18 protein-coding genes are annotated in these 19,478 nt (G+C 65.6%); 15 read left to right on the top strand and 3 right to left on the bottom strand.

The window, feature by feature from the left end; genetic code table 11:
- The first annotated feature begins 13 nt into the window (after positions 1-13).
- The 11 genes from serC (at position 14) to pyrF (ending at position 12,177) form a co-directional block, all read left to right on the top strand.
- Positions 14-1,096: a 3-phosphoserine/phosphohydroxythreonine transaminase gene (gene serC / locus U5S82_22850; protein ID MDZ7754404.1), complete on the top strand. Its 1,083-nt coding sequence runs from the start codon at positions 14-16 to the stop codon at positions 1,094-1,096.
- Positions 1,097-1,136: 40 nt separating this feature from the next.
- Positions 1,137-2,300 carry a phosphoglycerate dehydrogenase gene (locus tag U5S82_22845; protein ID MDZ7754403.1) on the top strand — a complete coding sequence of 388 codons (1,164 nt, stop codon included), beginning with the start codon at positions 1,137-1,139 and terminating at the stop codon, positions 2,298-2,300.
- 61 nt (positions 2,301-2,361) lie between these two features.
- A complete protein-coding gene (gene pheA, locus U5S82_22840; GenBank protein MDZ7754402.1) occupies positions 2,362-3,462 on the top strand; it encodes a prephenate dehydratase in 1,101 nt (366 codons plus the stop codon).
- On the top strand, positions 3,462-4,595 hold the full coding sequence (gene hisC, locus U5S82_22835; protein MDZ7754401.1) for a histidinol-phosphate transaminase: 1,134 nt from the start codon (positions 3,462-3,464) through the stop codon (positions 4,593-4,595). The genes pheA and hisC overlap by 1 nt, the downstream gene beginning before the upstream one ends.
- Positions 4,592-5,470 carry a prephenate dehydrogenase/arogenate dehydrogenase family protein gene (locus U5S82_22830; protein MDZ7754400.1) on the top strand — a complete coding sequence of 293 codons (879 nt, stop codon included), beginning with the start codon at positions 4,592-4,594 and terminating at the stop codon, positions 5,468-5,470. The genes hisC and U5S82_22830 overlap by 4 nt, the downstream gene beginning before the upstream one ends.
- 39 nt (positions 5,471-5,509) lie before the next feature.
- Complete coding sequence (aroA, locus tag U5S82_22825) at positions 5,510-6,826, top strand: 3-phosphoshikimate 1-carboxyvinyltransferase (protein MDZ7754399.1); 1,317 nt, start codon at positions 5,510-5,512, stop codon at positions 6,824-6,826.
- A 3-nt stretch (positions 6,827-6,829) separates the two neighbouring features.
- Complete coding sequence (gene cmk / locus U5S82_22820) at positions 6,830-7,537, top strand: (d)CMP kinase (GenBank protein ID MDZ7754398.1); 708 nt, start codon at positions 6,830-6,832, stop codon at positions 7,535-7,537.
- Between the two features lie 185 nt (positions 7,538-7,722).
- Positions 7,723-9,402, top strand: coding sequence for a 30S ribosomal protein S1 (gene rpsA / locus U5S82_22815; protein ID MDZ7754397.1), 1,680 nt, complete (start codon positions 7,723-7,725; stop codon positions 9,400-9,402).
- Positions 9,403-9,740: 338 nt separating this feature from the next.
- Positions 9,741-10,079 (top strand): integration host factor subunit beta, encoded by a 339-nt coding sequence (locus U5S82_22810; protein ID MDZ7754396.1) that lies wholly within the window; start codon positions 9,741-9,743, stop codon positions 10,077-10,079.
- Positions 10,080-10,301: 222 nt separating this feature from the next.
- Positions 10,302-11,483 carry a lipopolysaccharide assembly protein LapB gene (lapB, locus tag U5S82_22805; GenBank protein MDZ7754395.1) on the top strand — a complete coding sequence of 394 codons (1,182 nt, stop codon included), beginning with the start codon at positions 10,302-10,304 and terminating at the stop codon, positions 11,481-11,483.
- The gene (gene pyrF, locus U5S82_22800) at positions 11,476-12,177 is read left to right on the top strand and encodes an orotidine-5'-phosphate decarboxylase (protein ID MDZ7754394.1); all 702 of its coding nucleotides are present in this window, start codon (positions 11,476-11,478) and stop codon (positions 12,175-12,177) included. Before lapB ends, pyrF begins: the two co-directional genes overlap by 8 nt.
- Before the next feature lie 206 nt (positions 12,178-12,383).
- On the opposite strand, the gene argA is transcribed toward pyrF, so the two are convergent.
- From argA to U5S82_22785, 3 genes are all read right to left on the bottom strand, one after another.
- Positions 12,384-13,697, bottom strand: coding sequence for an amino-acid N-acetyltransferase (gene argA / locus U5S82_22795; GenBank protein ID MDZ7754393.1), 1,314 nt, complete (start codon positions 13,695-13,697; stop codon positions 12,384-12,386).
- A 77-nt stretch (positions 13,698-13,774) separates the two neighbouring features.
- Positions 13,775-14,923 (bottom strand): acetylornithine deacetylase, encoded by a 1,149-nt coding sequence (argE, locus tag U5S82_22790; protein MDZ7754392.1) that lies wholly within the window; start codon positions 14,921-14,923, stop codon positions 13,775-13,777.
- Positions 14,924-15,017: 94 nt separating this feature from the next.
- On the bottom strand, positions 15,018-15,380 hold the full coding sequence (locus U5S82_22785) for a cupin domain-containing protein (protein ID MDZ7754391.1): 363 nt from the start codon (positions 15,378-15,380) through the stop codon (positions 15,018-15,020).
- Between the two features lie 115 nt (positions 15,381-15,495).
- Here U5S82_22785 and ilvD point away from each other — a divergent pair, with 115 nt between their 5' ends.
- The 4 genes from ilvD to nfi all read left to right on the top strand — a co-directional run bounded on the left by ilvD (position 15,496) and on the right by nfi (position 19,476).
- A complete protein-coding gene (gene ilvD, locus U5S82_22780; protein ID MDZ7754390.1) occupies positions 15,496-17,181 on the top strand; it encodes a dihydroxy-acid dehydratase in 1,686 nt (561 codons plus the stop codon).
- Positions 17,174-17,596, top strand: a complete 423-nt coding sequence (locus U5S82_22775) for a hypothetical protein (GenBank protein MDZ7754389.1) — start codon at positions 17,174-17,176, stop codon at positions 17,594-17,596. Before ilvD ends, U5S82_22775 begins: the two co-directional genes overlap by 8 nt.
- Before the next feature lie 99 nt (positions 17,597-17,695).
- Positions 17,696-18,310 (top strand): transcriptional repressor LexA, encoded by a 615-nt coding sequence (lexA, locus tag U5S82_22770; protein MDZ7754388.1) that lies wholly within the window; start codon positions 17,696-17,698, stop codon positions 18,308-18,310.
- Between the two features lie 482 nt (positions 18,311-18,792).
- Positions 18,793-19,476 carry a deoxyribonuclease V gene (gene nfi, locus U5S82_22765; protein ID MDZ7754387.1) on the top strand — a complete coding sequence of 228 codons (684 nt, stop codon included), beginning with the start codon at positions 18,793-18,795 and terminating at the stop codon, positions 19,474-19,476.
- The last annotated feature ends 2 nt before the right edge of the window (positions 19,477-19,478 follow it).

Here is a 19,478-nt window from a genome sequence, read left to right as displayed (position 1 = left end):
CCAAAGGATAATCATGGCTAGAGTCTTCAATTTCAGCGCCGGTCCGGCGATGCTTCCGGAACCCGTTCTGCAGCAGGCCCGTGAGGAGATGCTGGACTGGCGGGGCACCGGTATGTCGGTGATGGAGATGTCCCATCGCGGCAAAGAATTCATCTCCATCGCCGAGGAGGCGGAGGCGGACCTCCGGGAACTGATGGCGATACCGGATGACTACGCCGTGCTGTTCCTGCAGGGCGGCGCCACCAGCCAGTTCGCCATGGTGCCCCTGAACCTGCTACGGGGTCGCGGGACCGCCGATTACGTCAATACCGGCCAGTGGTCCAAGAAGGCCATCGCCGAGGCCCGGCGCTTCTGTGAGGTCAACGTGGCCGCGGACACCGCCGAGGGCGGCTTCACTCGGGTGCCCCCGCAGGCGGAATGGCAGCGTTCGGCGGACGCCGCCTATGTGCACTACACCCCCAACGAGACCATCGGCGGGGTGGAGTTCCAGTGGATCCCGGACACCGGGGACGTACCCCTGGTGGCGGATATGTCCTCCACCATCCTGTCGCGCCCCGTGGACGTGTCCCGGTACGGCGTCATCTACGCCGGTGCCCAGAAGAATATCGGTCCGGCCGGGCTCACCCTGGTCATCGTGCGCAAGGATCTGATGGGGGGGGCCGGCGATGCGGTGCCCGCCATGTTCAATTACGCCGTTCATGCCGAAGCCGATTCCATGTACAACACCCCTCCCACCTACGCCTGGTACCTGGCGGGGCTGGTGTTCAAGTGGCTCAAGGACCTCGGTGGGCTCGCGGCCATGGCGGACATCAACGGCCGCAAGGCGGCGAAACTGTACGACTTCATCGACGCCAGCGGCTTCTACAGCAACCCCGTCGAGGTGGCGGCCCGTTCGTGGATGAATGTGCCCTTTACCCTGGCCGATGATAGCCTGGACAAGCGCTTCCTCGAAGAGGCGGCCGCGGCCGGCCTGCATACCCTGAAGGGCCACCGTTCGGTGGGCGGCATGCGCGCCAGTATCTACAATGCGATGCCGGAGGCGGGCGTGGACGCGCTCATCGATCTCATGCATGAATTCCAGCGCATCAACGGCTGATGCCATCGCTGTTCCGCCAACAGGAGAAACAGGTTTCCCCATGTACAGAATCCTTACCCTCAATAACATCTCCCTGGCCGGCCTGGAACGTCTGCCGCGGGACCACTACGAGATCGCCTCAGAGTTCAGCGCTCCCGATGCCATCCTCCTGCGCTCCCACAAGATGCACGACATGGTGATCCCCAAGAGCCTGAAGGCCGTGGGCCGGGCCGGGGCGGGTGTCAACAACATCCCGGTGGAGCGCATGAGCGCCGCCGGGATCCCCGTGTTCAACGCCCCCGGGGCCAACGCCAACGCCGTCAAGGAACTGGTGTTGGCGGGGATGCTGCTGGGGGCACGCAACATCTGCAAGGCCTGGGACTTCGCCCGCACCCTGACGGGTGACGACGCCGGGATCAACACTCAGGTTGAGAGCGGCAAGAAGAACTTCGTGGGTACGGAACTCCCCGGCAAGACGCTGGGGGTCATTGGCCTCGGCGCCATCGGTGTGCAGGTGGCCAACGCCGCCAAGGCCCTGGGCATGAACGTGGTGGGCTTCGATCCGCAAATTACCGTAGGCCGCGCCTGGCAGCTCTCGGCCGACGTGCAGAAGGCCACCAGCGCCGACGACTTGCTGGCACGGGCCGACTTCGTCACCTTCCACGTTCCGCTGGTGGATGCCACCCGCCACATGATCAATGCCGAGCGCCTGCGCTACATGCGGGACGGCGTAGTGATCCTGAACTTCGCCCGCGACGGCATCGTGGACGACGAGGCAGTATGTGCCGCTATCGACGCCGGCAAGGTACGGGCCTACGTCTGCGACTTCCCTTCGAACCTGCTGAAGCAGCACCAAAGGGTCATCACCCTGCCCCATATCGGCGCCTCCACGATCGAGGCGGAGGAAAACTGCGCGGTCATGGTGGTGGACCAAGTGCGGGATTACCTGGAGCAGGGCACCATTGTCAATTCGGTGAATTTTCCTGCGGTGGAGATGCCCCGCAACGGAGGGCACCGTCTGACGGTGGTCAATGCCAACGTACCGAACATGCTGGGCCAGATCTCTACCGATCTGGCGCAGGCGGGACTCAACATCATCGACATGGTGAATAAGTCCAAGGGCGAGATCGCCTATACCATCGCCGATGTGGAACAACCCATCACCGACGCCGTGATCCAGGAGATCGCGGGTATCGAAGGGGTACTGGGTGTGCGGGCGCTGTGACCCCAAGCCGCACCGACCGCGAACATCGGGTTCCGCCACCCTTGGCAAGTGACACGACGACATGAGCGACAGCAAAGGTGACGCGGAGTCCACGTTGGCGGGGTTGCGCGCCGAGATCGATGGCGTGGACCAGGCTATCCAGGACCTGTTGAACAAGCGCGCCCGCCTCGCCAAGGCCATCGCCGGGGCCAAGTTCGCAAATGGTGAGATCGCCGACTTTTATCGCCCGGAGAGGGAGGCGGCGGTACTGCAGAAGGTCATCGAGCGCAACGAGGGTCCCCTGCCCGATGAGGAGATGGCCCGCCTGTTCAGAGAGATCATGTCCGCCTGTCTGGCCTTCCAGCGTCCCCTGCGGATTGCCTACCTCGGGCCCGCCGGCACCTTCACCCAGGCGGCCGCCCTGAAGCACTTCGGTCATTCCGTGTCGACCGTGGCCCTCGATACTATCGACCAGGTGTTCCGGGAAGTGGAGGCGGAAGAGGCTCACTATGGCGTGGTGCCGGTGGAGAACTCTACCGAGGGCGTGGTCACCCATACCCTGGATTCCTTTCTCAGTTCGCCCCTCAAGATCTGCGGCGAGGTGAGCGTGCGGATCCATCATTATCTGTGGTCCATGGATGGCCGCCAGGAGGATATCTCCGTTATCTATTCCCACCAGCAGTCCCTGGCCCAGTGCCGGCGCTGGCTGGACGACAATCTGCCCAACGTAGTGCGCATGGGCGTCGGCAGCAACGCCGACGCCGCGCGTCGGGCCGCGGCCGAGCCGGGTGCGGCGGCGGTGGCGGGTGAGGTGGCGGGAGAAATCTACGGCCTGCGGGCGGTGGCAGCCAATATCGAGGACGAGCCCAATAACACCACCCGCTTTCTGGTGGTGGGCAACCGCGAGGTATCCCCCACCGGTAACGACAAGACCACCGTGATTCTATCCACTGTGAACCGTGCGGGTGCCCTCGCCACCCTGCTGCAACCCCTTTCCCGGCAGAACGTCAGCATGACCCGTATCGAATCGAGGCCGTCCCGGCGCGCCATCTGGGACTACGTGTTCTTCATCGACCTCATGGGTCACCAGCACGACGCCAACCTGCATGCGGCCCTCGATGAGATCGGTGGCCAGGCCAGCTTCTTGAAGGTGCTGGGCTCCTATCCGCGAGCGGTGATGTGATGCGGCGCGGGGACAGTAAACTGTCGGCCTGGACTCAGCGGACGGCGCCCGGGGTGGCGGGCCTGACCCCCTACGAGCCCGGCAAGCCGGTGGAGGAACTGGAACGCGAACTCGGCATCAGCGGCGCGGTCAAGCTGGCATCCAACGAGAATCCTCTGGGCCCCTGTGCCGGGGCCCGGGATGCCATCATCGGCGCGGTGGCAGGCCTCGGCCGCTATCCCGATGGCGGGGGCTATCACCTCAAGGCCGTGCTGGCGGAGCGGCTGGCCGTCGCCCCATCCCAACTCACTCTGGGCAACGGCTCCAATGACGTGCTCGAACTGCTGGCGCGCACCTTCGTGACCCCGGAGGACGAGGTGGTGTTCTCCGAACATGCCTTCATCGTCTACCCCATCGTCACCCAGGCGGTGGGGGCTACGGCGGTAGTGGCGAAGGCGAGGAATCATGGCCACGACCTCGATGCCATGGCGGCGGCGGTGACGGACCGTACCCGGATGGTATTCATCGCCAATCCCAACAATCCCACGGGCACCTGGCTCAATGCCAAGCGTCTGCGGTCCTTCATCGCAGCACTGCCGGCCCAGGTGCTGGTGGTGGTGGACGAGGCCTACTTCGAGTACGTGGGGCTGCCGGACTATCCGGATTGCACCACGTGGCTGGCGGACTTTCCCAACCTGGTGGTCACCCGCACGTTCTCCAAGGCCCATGGTCTGGCCGGCGTGCGCATGGGCTACGGGGTATCCCAACCGGATGTGGCGGAGTTGCTGAACCGGGTACGCCAGCCCTTCAATATCAACAGCCTAGCGCTGGCGGCCGCCGAGGCCGCGTTGCGCGATGAGGAGCACATCCGCCGCTCCGTGGAGATCAACGACCACGGACTGCGTCAGCTCATCCTCGGTATCGAGCAGTTCGGGTTGGAGTATATCCCGTCGGTGGCCAACTTCGTCACCATCGACGTGGGCCGGCCGGCCGCCGGTGTCTACGCGGCGTTGCTGAAGGAAGGCATCATCGTGCGGCCGGTGGCGGGCTATGGTCTGCCCCGCCACCTGCGGGTGACGGTGGGACGGGAGCGGGAGAACCGGCGTTTTCTCAAGGGCCTCGAGAAGGTGCTCTACGGGGGCGGCACGGAATGATCAGGCGTCTTGCGGTGATCGGCGTCGGACTCATCGGCGGCTCCCTGGCCCGGGCCTTGCGTGCCGCCCATGGCGTGGAAGAGGTGGTGGGTTGCGCCCGCTCTCAGACGAATCTGGACAAGGCCATGGAGTTGGGGGTCATCGATCGAGGCACCCTGAATGCAGGCGCCGCGGTGACGGGAGCCGACATGGTGTTCCTGGCCGTGCCCCTGGGGGCGATGCGGGGCACCTTCGAGGCCATCCGGGGGCGCCTCGCCGATGATGCGGTGATCACCGACGCCGGCAGTGCCAAGGCCAGTGTGGTGGCCGATTGCGCGGCGGCCTTCGGCACCCCACCTGCCGGCTTCGTACCAGGGCATCCCATCGCCGGCACGGAACACAGCGGCGTGGAGGCCTCCTTCGCCACCCTGTATCGGGATCGCCGTGTCATTCTCACCCCCGGCCGAGACACGGATCCCGCGGCCACCGCGCGAACGGAGGCCATGTGGCGATTGTGCGGTGCCGAGGTGTCTTATATGTCCGTGGCCCACCACGACGAGGTGCTGGCGGCCACCAGTCACCTGCCCCACATGCTGGCCTTCGGTCTGGTGGACATGCTGGCCGCCATGAAGGACAACAACGAGGTGTTTCGTTACGCCGCGGGGGGCTTCCGGGACTTCACCCGCATTGCCTCCAGCAATCCCGAGATGTGGCGGGATATCTGCATCGCCAACCAGGATGCCCTGGTGACCATGCTGGAGCGTTTTTCCTCGGAGATGGTGGCCCTGGCCGAGGTGATCCGCCGGGGTGACGGTGAACGGCTGCTCGCCATATTCCAGCGCGCCAAGAAGGCCCGTGACCATTATGTAAGCGGCATCCCGAACAGGCCCGAGTGACCGGTCGTTGTATCCCGCCATGGATCATCCACGCACCCCATGACCTCACCCCGCCCATCGTTTCGCATCGATCCCGGCGGCGCCCTGACAGGATGCCTGCGAGTGCCGGGGGATAAATCCATATCCCATCGGGCCATCATGCTGGGGGCGCTGGCCGACGGCGTGACCCGCATCAGCGGTTTCCTCGAGGGCGAGGACAGCCTGGCCACCCTGGCGGCCTTCCGGCGCATGGGGGTGCATATCGCGGGACCGGAGGAGGGGCGGGTGGTAGTGAACGGGGTCGGCGTGGACGGTCTCGAGTCGCCCGACGGGCCCCTGTATGTCGGCAATTCCGGCACCTCCATGCGCCTGTTGGCGGGACTCCTGGCCGGCGCGGGGGTGGAGGCGACCCTCACCGGAGACGTCTCCCTGTCGGGCCGCCCCATGAGGCGCGTCATGGATCCGCTCGCCGCCATGGGGGGCCGTATCGAGGCATCGCCCGAGGGCACCGCGCCCCTGCGCATCCATCCCGCCGGAACCCTCACCGGCATTTACTACGACATGCCCGTGGCCTCGGCCCAGGTGAAGTCCGCGCTGCTGCTGGCCGGTCTGTGGGCCGAGGGTGAGACCTGTGTGACCGAGCCTGCGCCCACCCGGGACCACACCGAGCGTATGCTGGTGGGTTTCGGCTACGCGGTGCGTCAGGAGGGCGGTCGCCGTTGCCTGCGGGGCGGCGGCCGGCTGCGGGCCTGCCCGGTGGAGGTGCCCGGTGACATCTCCTCCGCCGCCTTCTTCCTGGTGGGGGCGGCCATTGCCCCCGGTTCGGACGTGACCCTCGAGCATGTGGGCCTGAATCCCACCCGCACCGGCGTCATCAATATCCTGCGCGCCATGGGGGCGGATATCGAGACCGGTGAGCCGCGACTGGTGGGTGGCGAGCCGGTGGGTGCGGTGCGCGTCAGATACCGCCCCCTCCACGGTATCGTCATCCCCGCCGATCAGGTACCCCTGGCCATCGACGAGTTTCCCGCGTTGTTCATCGCCGCCGCCTGTGCCCGGGGCACCACGGTGCTCACCGGGGCCGCGGAGTTGCGGGTCAAGGAGAGCGACCGCATCCAGGTGATGGCCGACGGCCTGGCGGTGCTGGGCATCACCGCCGAGGCGACGGCGGACGGCATGGTCATCGAGGGTGGCGAGCCTGGCGGGGGCGTGGTGGAGAGCCACGGCGATCATCGTATCGCCATGGCCTTCGCCATGGCCGCATTGCGGGCGCGGGAGGCCATCACCGTTCATGACGTCGCCAACGTGGCGACATCCTTTCCTGGCTTCGTCGGCCTCGCCGCGAGGGCGGGACTGGCCATCGCGGAGGTAACCTAGCTCATGGCACAGGACACCAACCCGGCACCGGTGCTTACCATCGACGGCCCCAGCGGTTCCGGCAAGGGCACCATCAGCCGGCTGATCATGGAGCGCCTGGGCTGGCACCTGCTGGATTCCGGCGCCCTCTACCGGCTGGCGGCCCTGGCCGCGCTGCGTGCCGACACGGATCTCGCGGACGAGGCCGCCGTGGCCGCCCTGGTGGGCTCGATGGATGTGGATTTCCGGCTTCATCCGCGACGCGCGGAGGTGGTGACCCTGCTGGACGGTGAGGACGTCTCGATGGACCTCCGGACGGAAGACTGCGCCGCGGCGGCGTCCCGGGTGGCCGCCCTGCCCGAGGTCCGGGCGGCCTTGTTGGACATGCAACGGAGTTTTCGCCGCCCCCCGGGACTGGTGGCGGACGGCCGGGATATGGGTACCACGGTCTTCCCCGATGCCACGTTGAAGATCTTTCTCGATGCCGCGCCGGAAGAAAGGGCCCAAAGGCGTCATAAGCAGTTGAGGGAAAAAGGAATTGGTGCTAGCCTTCCGGCCCTCGTGGCAGAAATCGAAGCCAGGGACGAGCGCGATCGCAATCGGGCCGCCTCCCCACTGGTACCGGCCGCCGATGCCTACCGGCTGGATTCCACCCGCATGAGCATCGGCGAGGTACTGGAAAAGGTGGTATCCCTGATGGCGGCGAAAGGCGTCACGGACGATGCGACATAGAGCAGGGCCCGCCCCAGGGCGGGATCGGGGAGAGGAAGCCAGGGGCCTTTCCCCGGACAACTTGGGGGTCCGACACCGCAGGGTCGGTGGGGACCATACATACACATGATGGCGCGCAGCGTGATCGTAGGGCGTGCTTTTTATTTTTGGGGTCCCGGCGACGGCCGGGGCAAGGTAACCGAATGATGGGCGAAAGCTTTGCTGAAATGTTTGAGGAGAGCCAGGCCGCACTGAACATGCGTCCCGGCTCCATTGTCAAGGGCACCGTACTGGAGGTCAGGCCCGATTTCGTGGTGGTCAATGCCGGATTGAAGTCCGAAGGCATGATCCCCTCGTCCCAGTTCAGGGGCGAGAGCGGCGATATCGAGGTCAATGTCGGTGACGAAGTGGATGTGGCACTGGACGCCTTCGAGGACGGGTATGGCGAGACCATCCTCTCCCGCGAGAAGGCGAAGCGCGCCCAGGTGTGGACGGAACTGGAAAAGGCCTACGAAGAGAAGCGCCACGTGACCGGCATCATCAACGGCAAGGTCAAGGGCGGCTTCACCGTGGATCTGAACGACATCCGCGCCTTTCTCCCCGGCTCCCTGGTGGATGTGCGCCCCGTGCGCGATACCACCTACCTGGAAGGCAAGCCCCTCGAATTCGCCGTCATCAAGCTCGATCAGCGGCGCAACAACGTGGTGGTGTCCCGGCGTGCGGTGGTGGAGGCGGAGACCAGCGCCGAACGGGAGGCCCTGCTGGAGTCACTCCAGGAAGGCGTCGTCCTCAAGGGCGTGGTCAAGAACCTCACGGATTATGGGGCCTTCGTGGATCTCGGCGGCATCGACGGCCTGCTGCACATCACGGACATGGCCTGGAAGCGCGTCAAGCATCCCAGCGAAGTGGTGAACGTGGGCGACGAGATCGAGGTCAAGGTGCTGCGCTTCGATCGCGAACGCAACCGTGTCTCCCTCGGCCTCAAACAGTTGGGCGAGGACCCGTGGGTGGACATCAGCCGCCGCTATCCGGTGAGTACCCGACTATTCGGCAAGGTCTCCAACCTCACCGATTACGGTTGCTTCGTGGAGATCGAGGAGGGCGTCGAAGGCCTCGTTCACGTGTCCGAGATGGATTGGACCAACAAGAACGTGCATCCCAGCAAGGTGGTCCAGGTGGGGGATGAGGTGGAGGTCATGGTGCTCGACATCGACGAGGACCGCCGCCGCATCTCCCTGGGCATCAAGCAGTGCGTACCCAATCCGTGGGAGGAGTTCGCCGCCACCCACAACAAGGGTGACAAGGTGGTTGGTGCCATCAAGTCCATCACCGATTTCGGCGTCTTCATCGGCTTGGACGGCGGTATCGATGGTCTCATTCATCTATCCGATATCTCCTGGAGCGCCGCCGGCGAAGAAGCCCTGCGGGAATTCTCCAAGGGTGAGGAAATCGAGGCCGTCGTACTGGCGGTGGATGCCGAGCGTGAGCGCATCTCCCTGGGCCTGAAGCAACTGGCGGACGATCCTTTTTCGCGCTTCCTCGCCGAGTATTCCAAGGGCAGCCTGGTGCAGGGCAAGGTGGTCGAGGTGGATGCCAAGGGCGCCGTGCTGGAACTCACCGAGGATGGCGTGGAAGGTTACCTGCGGGCATCGGAGATCGCCCGGGACCGTGTCGACGACGCCCGCACAGTGATCAACGTCGGGGACGAGATGGAGGCCAAGTTCGTCGGCGTGGACCGCAAGAAGCGCGTGATCTCTCTCTCTATCAAGGCGAAGGAGTCCGACGAGGAGGCGGCGGTGCTGCAGGATTACAGTGCCACCTCTACATCGGGCGGCACCACGCTGGGTGATCTGCTGAAGGAGCAACTGGATAACGAGAATAACTAGGGAACGGTTGCCACAGGTCTTCAACGGCTCGAATCGTCGACATCCAGTCCGTTGCAGCCGGCCGGGGTCTCGCATCTCGACCCTTCGGATGGTCGATGCGGCGGCCCTTTCATGGGCCGTTGGGAGAAGCCCTTCGCGGGTTGGTGTCTCCCCGGCGGGGATATATGGATAGATGCCGCCCCCCGGGGCGGTGGCAGGCCGCGGGTTTTAGCCGTGCGTCGATGGACGACCCGCGTCGTTCAGGCCTTGATGGGGTGCTCTGGCAGGAGACGTCGATGGTTCGTCGTGCCAGGGTACATTCAATTACGATGCTGACGGTTGGGGGGTGAACTGTCACCATGTCGTCCTCTGAAAAGAAGGGAACGGTCACCAAGTCTGAACTCATCGAGCGGATTGCCCAACGGCAGTCCCAGCTTGCTTATAAGGACGTGGAACTGGCCGTTAAGAGTATTCTCGAGCAGATGGCGCTCACACTCGCCACCGGGAAACGCATCGAGATCAGGGGCTTCGGGAGCTTTTCCCTGCACCACCGGCCGGCCCGCGTGGGTCGCAACCCCAAGACCGGCGAGCCGGTATCCCTGCCTGGGAAGTACGTGCCCCACTTCAAGCCGGGCAAGCAGCTGCGGGAGCGCGTGGACAGTGAACGCGTCGCCGGGACATCGGCCGACGAGGACTGAGCCCCAGCCCGGAGGCGGCGGTCCCTTATTGAAATGGCGAGGATGCCGTCAGGGACTCACGTTAACGTGAAAGTCGCGAAGCACGAACTCCCCCTCTCCCTCTGGGACAAATCCGTCGGGAACGGATTTGAACGCGCCTTGGCGCGGCCCGCAGGGCGAGGGGTAGGATGCCCGGAGTACAGGGATGGGGTGAGGAAATGAACATGGCGACCCGTGGGGTGAATGCCGATGTTCTATGAGTTGGTATGGTTGTTACTGCCGGTAGCGGCCGCCTCTGGATGGCTCGCTGCCAGTCGTAGCGCCCGCAACAGGCTCGCGGATGAGGATGATGGCAACCTCTCGCGGGCGGAATATTTCCGAGGGCTGAATCTTCTTCTCAACGAGCAGCCGGACAAGGCCATAGAGGTCTTCGTTGAGATGCTGGAGGTGGATTCGGACACCGTCGAGACCCATATGGCACTCGGCAGTCTGTTCCGCCGCCGGGGGGAAGTGGACCGCGCCATTCGTATTCATCAGAATGTGGTGGCCCGCGACGGCCTGTCACCGCAGGAGCGCGGTGAGGCCCTGCTGGAACTCGGCGATGACTACATGCGCGCCGGACTCCTCGATCGGGCGGAGGCACTGTTCCGGGAACTCATCCAGGAATTCCCCGTGCGGGAACGCGCCCTCCAGCGTCTGACGGAGATCTACCAGCAGGAAAAGGACTGGGACCGCGCCGTGGAATCCACCCGCGAGCTGGAGTTGGCCACCGGACGTTCCTACAATCACGTTATTGCCCACTATTTTTGCGAGAAGGCCGAGGAGGCGGCACGTCGCGGTGCCCTGGATGATGCCCTCGAATGCATCGGCCGGGCCGTAGACATCAGCAGCCAGTGTGTGCGTGCGAGCCTGGTAGAGGGCCGCATCTACTGCGAGAAGGGAGATCCGAAGGCCGCCTTACGGGCCTACAAACGGGTGGAACGCCAATGCGCCGATTATCTCCCCGAGGTCATCGGGCCCATGAACGAATGCTTCAAGGCCCTGGATCAGCCGGCGGAGATGAGCGCCTATTTGGAATACGTCCTGGAGCGCTATGGCGGCATAACGGCGACCCTGACCCTGGCGAATCTCAAGGCACGGGAGGAGGGCGATGTAGCCGCCATCGACTTTCTTACGGAGCAGATGCGCCGCCGCCCCTCGGTGCGCGGCCTCGACCATCTCATCGCGCTGGCACGCCAGCATGTGGACGGTCAGGCCGAGGAGTATCTGTCCATACTCAAGGACCTCACCGGCAATCTCCTGGAGGACAGGCCCGTGTATAAATGTCATCATTGTGGATTCAGCGGCAAGACCCTGCATTGGCAGTGTCCGAGCTGCAAGGCCTGGGGCGCCGTCAAGCCCATCCAGGGGGTGGAAGGTGAGTGAGACGCGCATCATCGTGGCGCTGGATTATGACGGCCTCGATGAGGCCCTCGGGTTGGTGGACCGCATCGATCCGGCACGCTGCCGCCTCAAGGTGGGCAAGCAGCTGTTCACCCGCAGTGGCCCGGCGGCGGTGACCACCCTGCTGGAGCGCGGCTTCGAGGTGTTTCTGGACCTCAAGTTCCACGATATACCGAACACCGTGGCCAGCGCCTGTCGCGCCGCCATGGACCTCGGGGTGTGGATGCTGAATGTTCACGCCCAGGGCGGGCGGCGCATGATGGAGGCCGCCCGCGAGGCCGTGGGGGATCGGGGTCCCACGCTCGTGGCGGTCACGGTACTCACCAGCCTGGGCACCGAGGATCTGGTGGATCTGGGCATGATGGATTCGCCCGGCGATATGGTGCTGCGGCTGGCGGCGCTGGCCGAGGCGGCGGGCCTCGACGGTGTGGTGTGCTCACCCCGGGAACTCGCCGAGCTGCGCCGGGAGCGGGGCCGGGATTTCCAACTCGTAACCCCCGGGATCCGTCCGGCCGCTACCGCCCATGACGATCAGCACCGGGTCATGACGCCGTCCGAGGCCATGGCCGCCGGCAGTTCCTACCTGGTGATCGGCCGGCCGATAACGGCCGCCCGGGATCCCATGGCGGCCCTGGCGGCGATTGAGGGGGAGATGGGTGGAAAAGAAAGTGAATAGTGATCAGGGAATAGGAAAAATGAGTGAATGGTGAATAGTGAATAGTGAATGGTAAAAGCGCCCAGTTAGAAGCGCACTGACCAACCGAGCCGGTTTTGCTCTTAACTATTCACTATTCACTATTCACTATTCACCATTCCCTATTCACTGATCCCACCGGCGCTTGTTGGAACCACGGTGCCCTGTCCTACCGCCGGCGGCGGGGCCTAACCCAGCGCTTTGATCAGCACCTTCGAATTCCGCTGCTGGTTATAGCCCTGACGGCGGGCCAGCGGCAGGTCGTCCACCTCGCCGCTCTCGTAGCCCCGTTCCCTAAACCAGTGGGCGGTGCGGGTGGTGAGCACGAACATGCGGCCGGCCCCCGCCGCCGCGGCGTCGGACTCCACCCGATCCAGCAGGGTCTCCCCCAGGCCGCCGCGGCGGTAGTCCGGATGGACTACCAGGCAGGCCAGCTCCTGGGCCTCCACGCTGTCGCTGGGATAACGGGCGGCACAGCCGATGATGGTGCCGTCCCGCTCCATGACCACGAAGTGGTCGATCTCCTGTTCCAGCTTCTCCCGCGGGCGCCGCACCAGGGTGCCGTCCTGTTCCAGGGGTTCCAGCAGCTCCAGCAGTCCGCCGATGTCCTCGATGGTGGCCGGGCGCAGGGATTCGTAACGGTCCGCGCTCACCAGGGTGCCCACACCGTCGCGGGTGAACAGCTCCTTCAACAGTGCGCCGTCGGTCCTGCCATCCAGCAGATGCACCCGTTCCACACCGAATTCGCCGGCATGGATGGCGTTTTCCAGGTGGTGGCGCTCCGTGGGCCCGAGGCCGGGGATGTCGGCGTCCAGCAGGGCCCGCGCCTGCTCCAGGCTGAGTTGCCGCAGGGGCCGGCCGATGCCGTCCGTCAGGGCCTCGCCGCTACCCAGGAGCATCAGCTTGGCAGCCCCCAGGCACAGGGAGAGGGCGGTGGCCACGGCCTCGCCGGACAGGTTGAAGGCCTCACCCGTGGGCGAGTAGCCGATGGGCGAGACCACCACCACGGCCCCCTGGTTCAGCTGGTCCTGGATACCCCCCACATCCACCCGGCGGATCTCGCCGGTATGGCGAAAGTCCACCCCCTCGATGACGCCCAGAGGGCGGGCCACGATGAAGTTGCCCGAGGTGACGCGGATGCGCGCCCCCGCCATCGGCGAGTTGGCCAGCCCCATCGAGAGCAGGGCCTCGATCTCCACCCGCACGGCGCCTGCCGCCTCCTTGACCACCGCCAGCTCCGCGTCGCCGGTGACCCGCAGGCCCTTGTGCAGCCGCGTCGCGATACCGAGTTCGGTGGTGCGCCGCTCCACCTGGGGGCGGATGCCGTGCACCAGCACCAGGCGGATGCCGAGACTGTTGAGCAGGGAGATGTCGTGAATGAGATGGGGGAAGCCCGCGTGCTCCACCAACTCGCCACCGACGTGGAGGACGATGATGCGGCCGCGGTGGGCATTGATGTAGGGGGATGCGCCCCTGAACCACGCTGTGAACTGATCCGTCATGAGGGTCCCGTACCGTTGTTCGTCATGGTCGACTAGTCACGCTGAACGAAGCATATCATCGTGTCATGAGGGGGTGGTCAGGTCATGCAGAAGCAGCGTACGAGACCGCGCAGGATGTCCACCATGGGGGTGACGTTCTCCATCGCCAGGTACTCGTCGGGCTGGTGGGCCTGACGGATGTCGCCGGGTCCGAGGACCACGGTAGGGGTGCCGAGGGCGCTCAGGTAGGGCGCCTCGGTGGCGAAGGCCGCCGCCTCGGCGGGGGCCCTGCTGAATTCCTCGGCGGCCTTGACGATAGCCGCGGCGCCGTCGGTGGCAAAGGCGGGGATGCCATCGAACAGGGGCTCGAAGACCAGCTCCAGGCCGCTGCCCGCCAGCGCGTCCGCTACCCGCTGCTGCATCTCCCGGCGCAGCGCGTCCACCCCCAGGCCGGGGGTGGGACGCAGGTCGATGTGCAGTTCGCACTGGCCGCAGATGCGGTTGGGGTTGTCACCGCCATGGATGTGCCCGAGGTTCAATGTGGGGTGGGGCACCTTGAACAGGGGCTCACGATGGGCGGCCTGGAGTTCGCCACGCCACCGCAGCAGGGCTCCCATCACCCGCTGCATGCCCTCCAGGGCATTGTTGCCCAGGGCTGGGTCGCTGGAGTGGCCGGAGCGGCCGACGACCCGGATGGCCTCCATCATCATGCCCTTGTGCATGCGCACCGGTTTCAAGGCCGTAGGCTCTCCGATCACCGCCGCGCGGTTATGAAGCAGCGGATAGCCGGTCAGGGCCTTGGCCCCCGCCATGGAGGTCTCCTCGTCGGCAGTGGCCAGCACGATGACGGGGTGGGTGAGGTCCTGCTCCCGCACATCCCGCAGCGCCTCCAGCGCCACCGCGAAGAAGGCCTTCATGTCGCTGGTGCCGAGGCCATAGAAACGCCCATTGCGTTCGGCCAGACGAAAGGGGTCGCTGGTCCACAGGGCATCGTCCCAGGGCACGGTGTCCGTATGACCCGCCAGCACCAGCCCACCGGGGCCGCCGCCCAGTACCGCCACCAAGTTCGCCTTGTCTCCCGCCAGGGCTTTCTCCTCCACCCGGAAGCCCAGGTCCCCCAGCCACCCCGCCAGCAAGTGGATCACCCGCCGGTTGGACATGTCCAGGCGCCCGTCGGCACTGCTCACCGAGGGCAGGGCGATGAGCCGTTCCAGCAGCTCCCTGAAGGGGGGAAGAAGGGTGTTCATTGCCGCATTCTGCGGACAGGGCGCGGCCGACCGCAAGTGGCTTGCGGCGGCGACCTGCCCGCAGGTCGGTTGCTCCCGGCAGCCGGCCAGCGATTCACAAGGCCTCGTAGGCGGTCTCCTCGAAACGGGGCGTGCAGATGGCCAGGAACACCAGATCGGTATCACCGGTGTTGGTGATGCGCTGGCGTACCAGGGGCGGGATATGGACCGTGTCCCCGGGGCCCACGGCCTCCCTCAGCCCCTCACCCACCTCCACCAGGCCCGCGCCCTCCAGTACCAGGTAGCGTTCGGTGATGCCGTGGAGGCGATGCCAGCGGGTGGTCCCGCCGGGTGCCACGCGGGCGCGGGTGATGGAGACCGCCGGATCCTCCGGTCGGTTGGAGAACTCCAGGATGTGGCAACCCTCGTGGAACCAGTACTCGCTGTTCGCGGAGCCCCGCGTCACCGTTTCCCGCATCTCTGCCCCCCTCGTTCGCGTTCGAAACCACGACCTGCAGCCCGGGCTTTGGCGGGGGCGGCGGGCCGCGTACAATCACCGGGTTTCCCTCATGCAACCACCCACGGAGAACCGGATGACCGACAAGCTGAACCGGGTCAGTGCCCGCATCACCGAGCCCAAGGCCCAGGGCGCCTCCCAGGCCATGCTCTACGGCACCGGCCTCACGGACAAGGATATGGCCAAGGCGCAGGTGGGGATCTCCAGTGTGTGGTACGACGGTAACACCTGCAACATGCACCTCATGGATCTCGCCACCCAGGTGAAGGCGGGGGTGGAGGAGGCGGGCCTGGTGGGCATGCGTTTCAATACCATCGGCGTGTCGGACGGCATCTCCATGGGCACCGATGGCATGAGCTATTCCCTGCAGTCGCGGGACCTCATCGCCGATTCGGTGGAGACGGTCATGCGGGCCCAGTGGTATGATGCCAACATCTCTCTGCCCGGCTGTGACAAGAACATGCCGGGGGTGCTGATGGCCATGGGGCGGGTCAACCGGCCGTCCCTCATGGTCTATGGCGGCACCATCAAGCCCGGCTATACCGACCACGGTCACGAGTCCATTGACATCGTCTCCGCCTTCCAGAGCTACGGCCAGTACCTGGCCCATGTCATCGACGAGGAGGAGCGCCGGGACATCGTTCGTCACGCCTGCCCCGGGGCCGGGGCCTGCGGCGGCATGTATACCGCCAACACCATGGCCTCGGCCATCGAGGCCATGGGCATGTCCCTGCCCTACAGCTCTTCCACCCCTGCGGTGGACCCCGGCAAGCTCGAGGAGTGCCGGCAGGCGGGGGCGGCTGTGCGCCATCTGCTGGAGCGGGACATCAGACCCCGGGACATCATGACCCGGGCCGCCTTCGAGAATGCCATGGTGATGGTGGTGGCCCTGGGAGGCTCCACCAACGCGGTGCTCCACCTCATTGCCATGGCCCGCTCGGTGGGAGTGCCCTTCACCATCGACGACGTCCAGGCCATCAGCGACCGGGTGCCCTTTCTCGCGGATCTGAAACCCAGTGGCCGTTACGTCATGGAGGATCTGCACAACGTCGGCGGCACCCCGGCGGTAATGAAATACCTGCTGGAACAGGGGCTGCTCACGGGGGACTGCCTCACGGTGACGGGCCGGACGGTGGCCGAGAACCTGGAGGGCCTGCCCGGCCTGCAGGCGGGGCAGGATGTTATTCACGACATGGACGCCCCCATCAAGGCCACGGGGCATATCCAGATCCTCAAAGGCAATCTCGCCCCCGGCGGCTCGGTGGCCAAGATCACCGGCAAGGAGGGACTACGTTTCACCGGCCCGGCCCGGGTCTTCGACTCCGAGGAAGACATGCTGGCGGCCCTGGAGGCGGGCGGCATCGGCAGAGGGGACGTGGTGGTGATCCGCTATGAGGGCCCGAAGGGCGGCCCGGGGATGCCGGAGATGCTCACGCCCACCTCCGCCATCATGGGGGCCGGGCTGGGGGACAGCGTGGCCCTGCTCACGGACGGCCGGTTCTCGGGGGGGTCTCACGGCTTCATCATCGGCCATATCGTGCCCGAGGCCCAGGAGGGTGGGCCCCTCGCCCTGGTGCGGGACGGCGACGTGATCACCATCGACGCCGAGAGCCGGCTGTTGGCCGTGGATGTAGATGACGAGGAGATGGCGCGGCGGCGCGAGGCGTGGCGCATGCCACCCTACAAGGCCGAGCGCGGCACCCTGTTCAAGTACATCAAGGTGGTGAAGAACGCCTCCGAAGGCTGCGTGACGGATGAATAGCCGGCTCGCCCGCAGATGTATGGTGATGGCGTTGGGTGCCGTGTTGCTGGGTGGCTGCACCTCCATGAAGTCGAAGGATCGGGCGCTGTTGCTCAACGATGCGTTGTTCCAGTATGCGTCGGCCATGCGCTGGGGCCACATCAACACCGCCAACAGCTACCGGCGGGCGCCGGACGGCACGCCGCTGGCGGGAGCCGAGGCCTTTCGCGACGATATCCGGGTCACGGCCTACAAGGTCCTGAGTCAGGCGCCGGTGGACGAGACCCACGTCCAGGTCGAGGCCCGCCTGGAGTACATGTCGAATCAGACGGGCCGCATCACCGCGGTGGAGGATAGCCAGCGCTGGTGGTATGACGCCGATGCCCGGCGCTGGTTCCTGGATGGACGGCTGCCGGAGGTGATCCTGGCGCCGTGAAGGGGTCCGCGGCGGTGGGGGTCGTGGGTCCGAATTCGTCTTGTATGTTCTCTATTTGTTTCCTAGACTACAGGCATCCCCATACCGTGGAGGCCCACCATGCCGGAGCCCCTTACCCGCAAGCAACAGGCGATCCATGAATTCCTGTGTCGTCACCGCTGCCAGTTTGCCCATCCCCCCACCCTCGATGAGCTGTGCACGGCATTGCATCTGAGTTCCCGGGGTTCGCTGCACAAGCATATCCAGGCCCTGGTGGTAGCGGGTCTGGTGGAACCGATGGACCGCAAGCAGCGGGGGGTGCGGGTCAACGAAGGGGCCTGTGAGGGCCTTCTTGACGAAGACGAGGTGCCGTTCCTGGGCTATATCGCCGCCGGCCGTCCCATCGAGGCCATCCCCAATCCCGAGCCCATGGAGGTGCCACAGTTCCTGCGGGGCCGGGGCGAGACCTATGTCCTGCAGGTAAGGGGTGATTCCATGGTGGACGAGGGGATCCTGGACGGCGACTGGGTGGTCATCGAGCGCCGGGACCAGGCCCGCAACGGCGACATCGTAGTGGCCCTCATCGACGACGGCGAGGCCACCCTGAAGCGCTTGGAGCACCGGGGTGACCGGGTGGTGCTGCATCCGGCCAACTCCGCCATGAGTTCCATGGAGTACCCGGCCGCCAGTGTGCGCGTCCAGGGGGTCCTGGTGGGCCAGATGCGGGCCTATTGAGGGGCTTGCAAGCGATGCTCCCGGCGACTCCGTGCCTCCGTGAGAGACAAAAAGGCAGAAACAGAGCCCCTCTCACAGAGATACCAAGACACGGAGAAAAGGATTCTGGCTCGTCAGCAGAATTCGTGGGTGTAGGGAGAAGAATTTCCTCTCGCCAAGACGCCAGGAACGCCAAGGGAACAGTTCGACAATGACTCGGTTCTCAAACAGATTGTAAGTTGGGCTATAGGTCGGGCTGTAGGTCGGGCTTCAGCCCGACACCCGACGGTGGTGATTCCGGCCCGGCCTGTGGCGTGCGCGGCGGGCTTTAATGTCGGGATGAATCCCGACCTACATCCGTGCCGCCGGAACGGGCGGTGGCGATGTATCTGTAGGTCGGGCTGTAGGTCGGGCTTCAGCCCGACAGCCTGCTTGGCCTTGGCGAGAGACGGCGTTGCTATGCACCCCCCTGCCTGGGGGGGGGGCTTCGATGAGGCTGAGCCATGCCCGAGTCCGATGATCTTCATCACCCCTGGGGAGTCGGCCCCCGCGAGGCACGGGCCATTCAGGAGCGGCTGCGGGAGCGTGTGGTGACCCGTGACCGGCTTGCCGGCACCGAGCGCCTGGCCGGGGTGGACGTGGGGTTCGAGGAGGCGGGCGCCGTGACCCGGGCGGCCGTGGTGGTGCTGGATAGCGACACCTTGGAAGTGGTGGAGCGGTCGTTGGTGCGGCGTCCGACCGCCTTTCCCTATGTCCCCGGCCTGTTGTCGTTCCGGGAGATCCCCGCCATCCTCGCGGCCCTGGACGGTCTCACCACGCCACCCCAGGTGCTGCTCTGCGACGGCCAGGGTATCGCCCATCCGCGCCGTTTCGGCCTTGCCGCTCACTTGGGGGTCCTCACGGATCTTCCAGCCGTGGGCGTGGCCAAGAAGCGCTTGGTGGGCAGCCACGGGCCGGTGCCGCAGGAACGTGGCGGGTGGTGTTCCCTCGAGGACGATGGCCAGGTCATCGGCGCGGTGCTACGCACCCGTCAGGGCGTCAAGCCTGTCTACGTCTCCATCGGTCATCGCGTTTCCCTGGAGACCGCAGTGGCTCTGGTGATGTCATGCACTACACGCTTTCGCTTGCCGGAGACCACACGGGCCGCTCACCGCCTGGCCTCCGTGGAAAAGGAGGGGCGGTCGTGAAC

This window comes from Gammaproteobacteria bacterium (assembly GCA_034522055.1).
GTDB lineage: Bacteria > Pseudomonadota > Gammaproteobacteria > JAABTG01 > JAABTG01 > JAABTG01.
Note: the sequence above shows the minus strand (reverse complement) of the source record. Positions and strands in the feature narration are given on the sequence as shown.

Coding starts and splice junctions, on each gene's coding strand:
- serC (MDZ7754404.1), top strand. CDS start 14: ATGGCTAGAGTCTTCAATTTCAGCGCCGGTCCGGCGATGCTTCCGGAA.
- U5S82_22845 (MDZ7754403.1), top strand. CDS start 1,137: ATGTACAGAATCCTTACCCTCAATAACATCTCCCTGGCCGGCCTGGAA.
- pheA (MDZ7754402.1), top strand. CDS start 2,362: ATGAGCGACAGCAAAGGTGACGCGGAGTCCACGTTGGCGGGGTTGCGC.
- hisC (MDZ7754401.1), top strand. CDS start 3,462: ATGCGGCGCGGGGACAGTAAACTGTCGGCCTGGACTCAGCGGACGGCG.
- U5S82_22830 (MDZ7754400.1), top strand. CDS start 4,592: ATGATCAGGCGTCTTGCGGTGATCGGCGTCGGACTCATCGGCGGCTCC.
- aroA (MDZ7754399.1), top strand. CDS start 5,510: ATGACCTCACCCCGCCCATCGTTTCGCATCGATCCCGGCGGCGCCCTG.
- cmk (MDZ7754398.1), top strand. CDS start 6,830: ATGGCACAGGACACCAACCCGGCACCGGTGCTTACCATCGACGGCCCC.
- rpsA (MDZ7754397.1), top strand. CDS start 7,723: ATGGGCGAAAGCTTTGCTGAAATGTTTGAGGAGAGCCAGGCCGCACTG.
- U5S82_22810 (MDZ7754396.1), top strand. CDS start 9,741: ATGTCGTCCTCTGAAAAGAAGGGAACGGTCACCAAGTCTGAACTCATC.
- lapB (MDZ7754395.1), top strand. CDS start 10,302: ATGCCGATGTTCTATGAGTTGGTATGGTTGTTACTGCCGGTAGCGGCC.
- argA (MDZ7754393.1), bottom strand. CDS start 13,697: ATGACGGATCAGTTCACAGCGTGGTTCAGGGGCGCATCCCCCTACATC.
- argE (MDZ7754392.1), bottom strand. CDS start 14,923: ATGAACACCCTTCTTCCCCCCTTCAGGGAGCTGCTGGAACGGCTCATC.
- U5S82_22785 (MDZ7754391.1), bottom strand. CDS start 15,380: ATGCGGGAAACGGTGACGCGGGGCTCCGCGAACAGCGAGTACTGGTTC.
- ilvD (MDZ7754390.1), top strand. CDS start 15,496: ATGACCGACAAGCTGAACCGGGTCAGTGCCCGCATCACCGAGCCCAAG.
- U5S82_22775 (MDZ7754389.1), top strand. CDS start 17,174: ATGAATAGCCGGCTCGCCCGCAGATGTATGGTGATGGCGTTGGGTGCC.
- lexA (MDZ7754388.1), top strand. CDS start 17,696: ATGCCGGAGCCCCTTACCCGCAAGCAACAGGCGATCCATGAATTCCTG.
- nfi (MDZ7754387.1), top strand. CDS start 18,793: ATGCCCGAGTCCGATGATCTTCATCACCCCTGGGGAGTCGGCCCCCGC.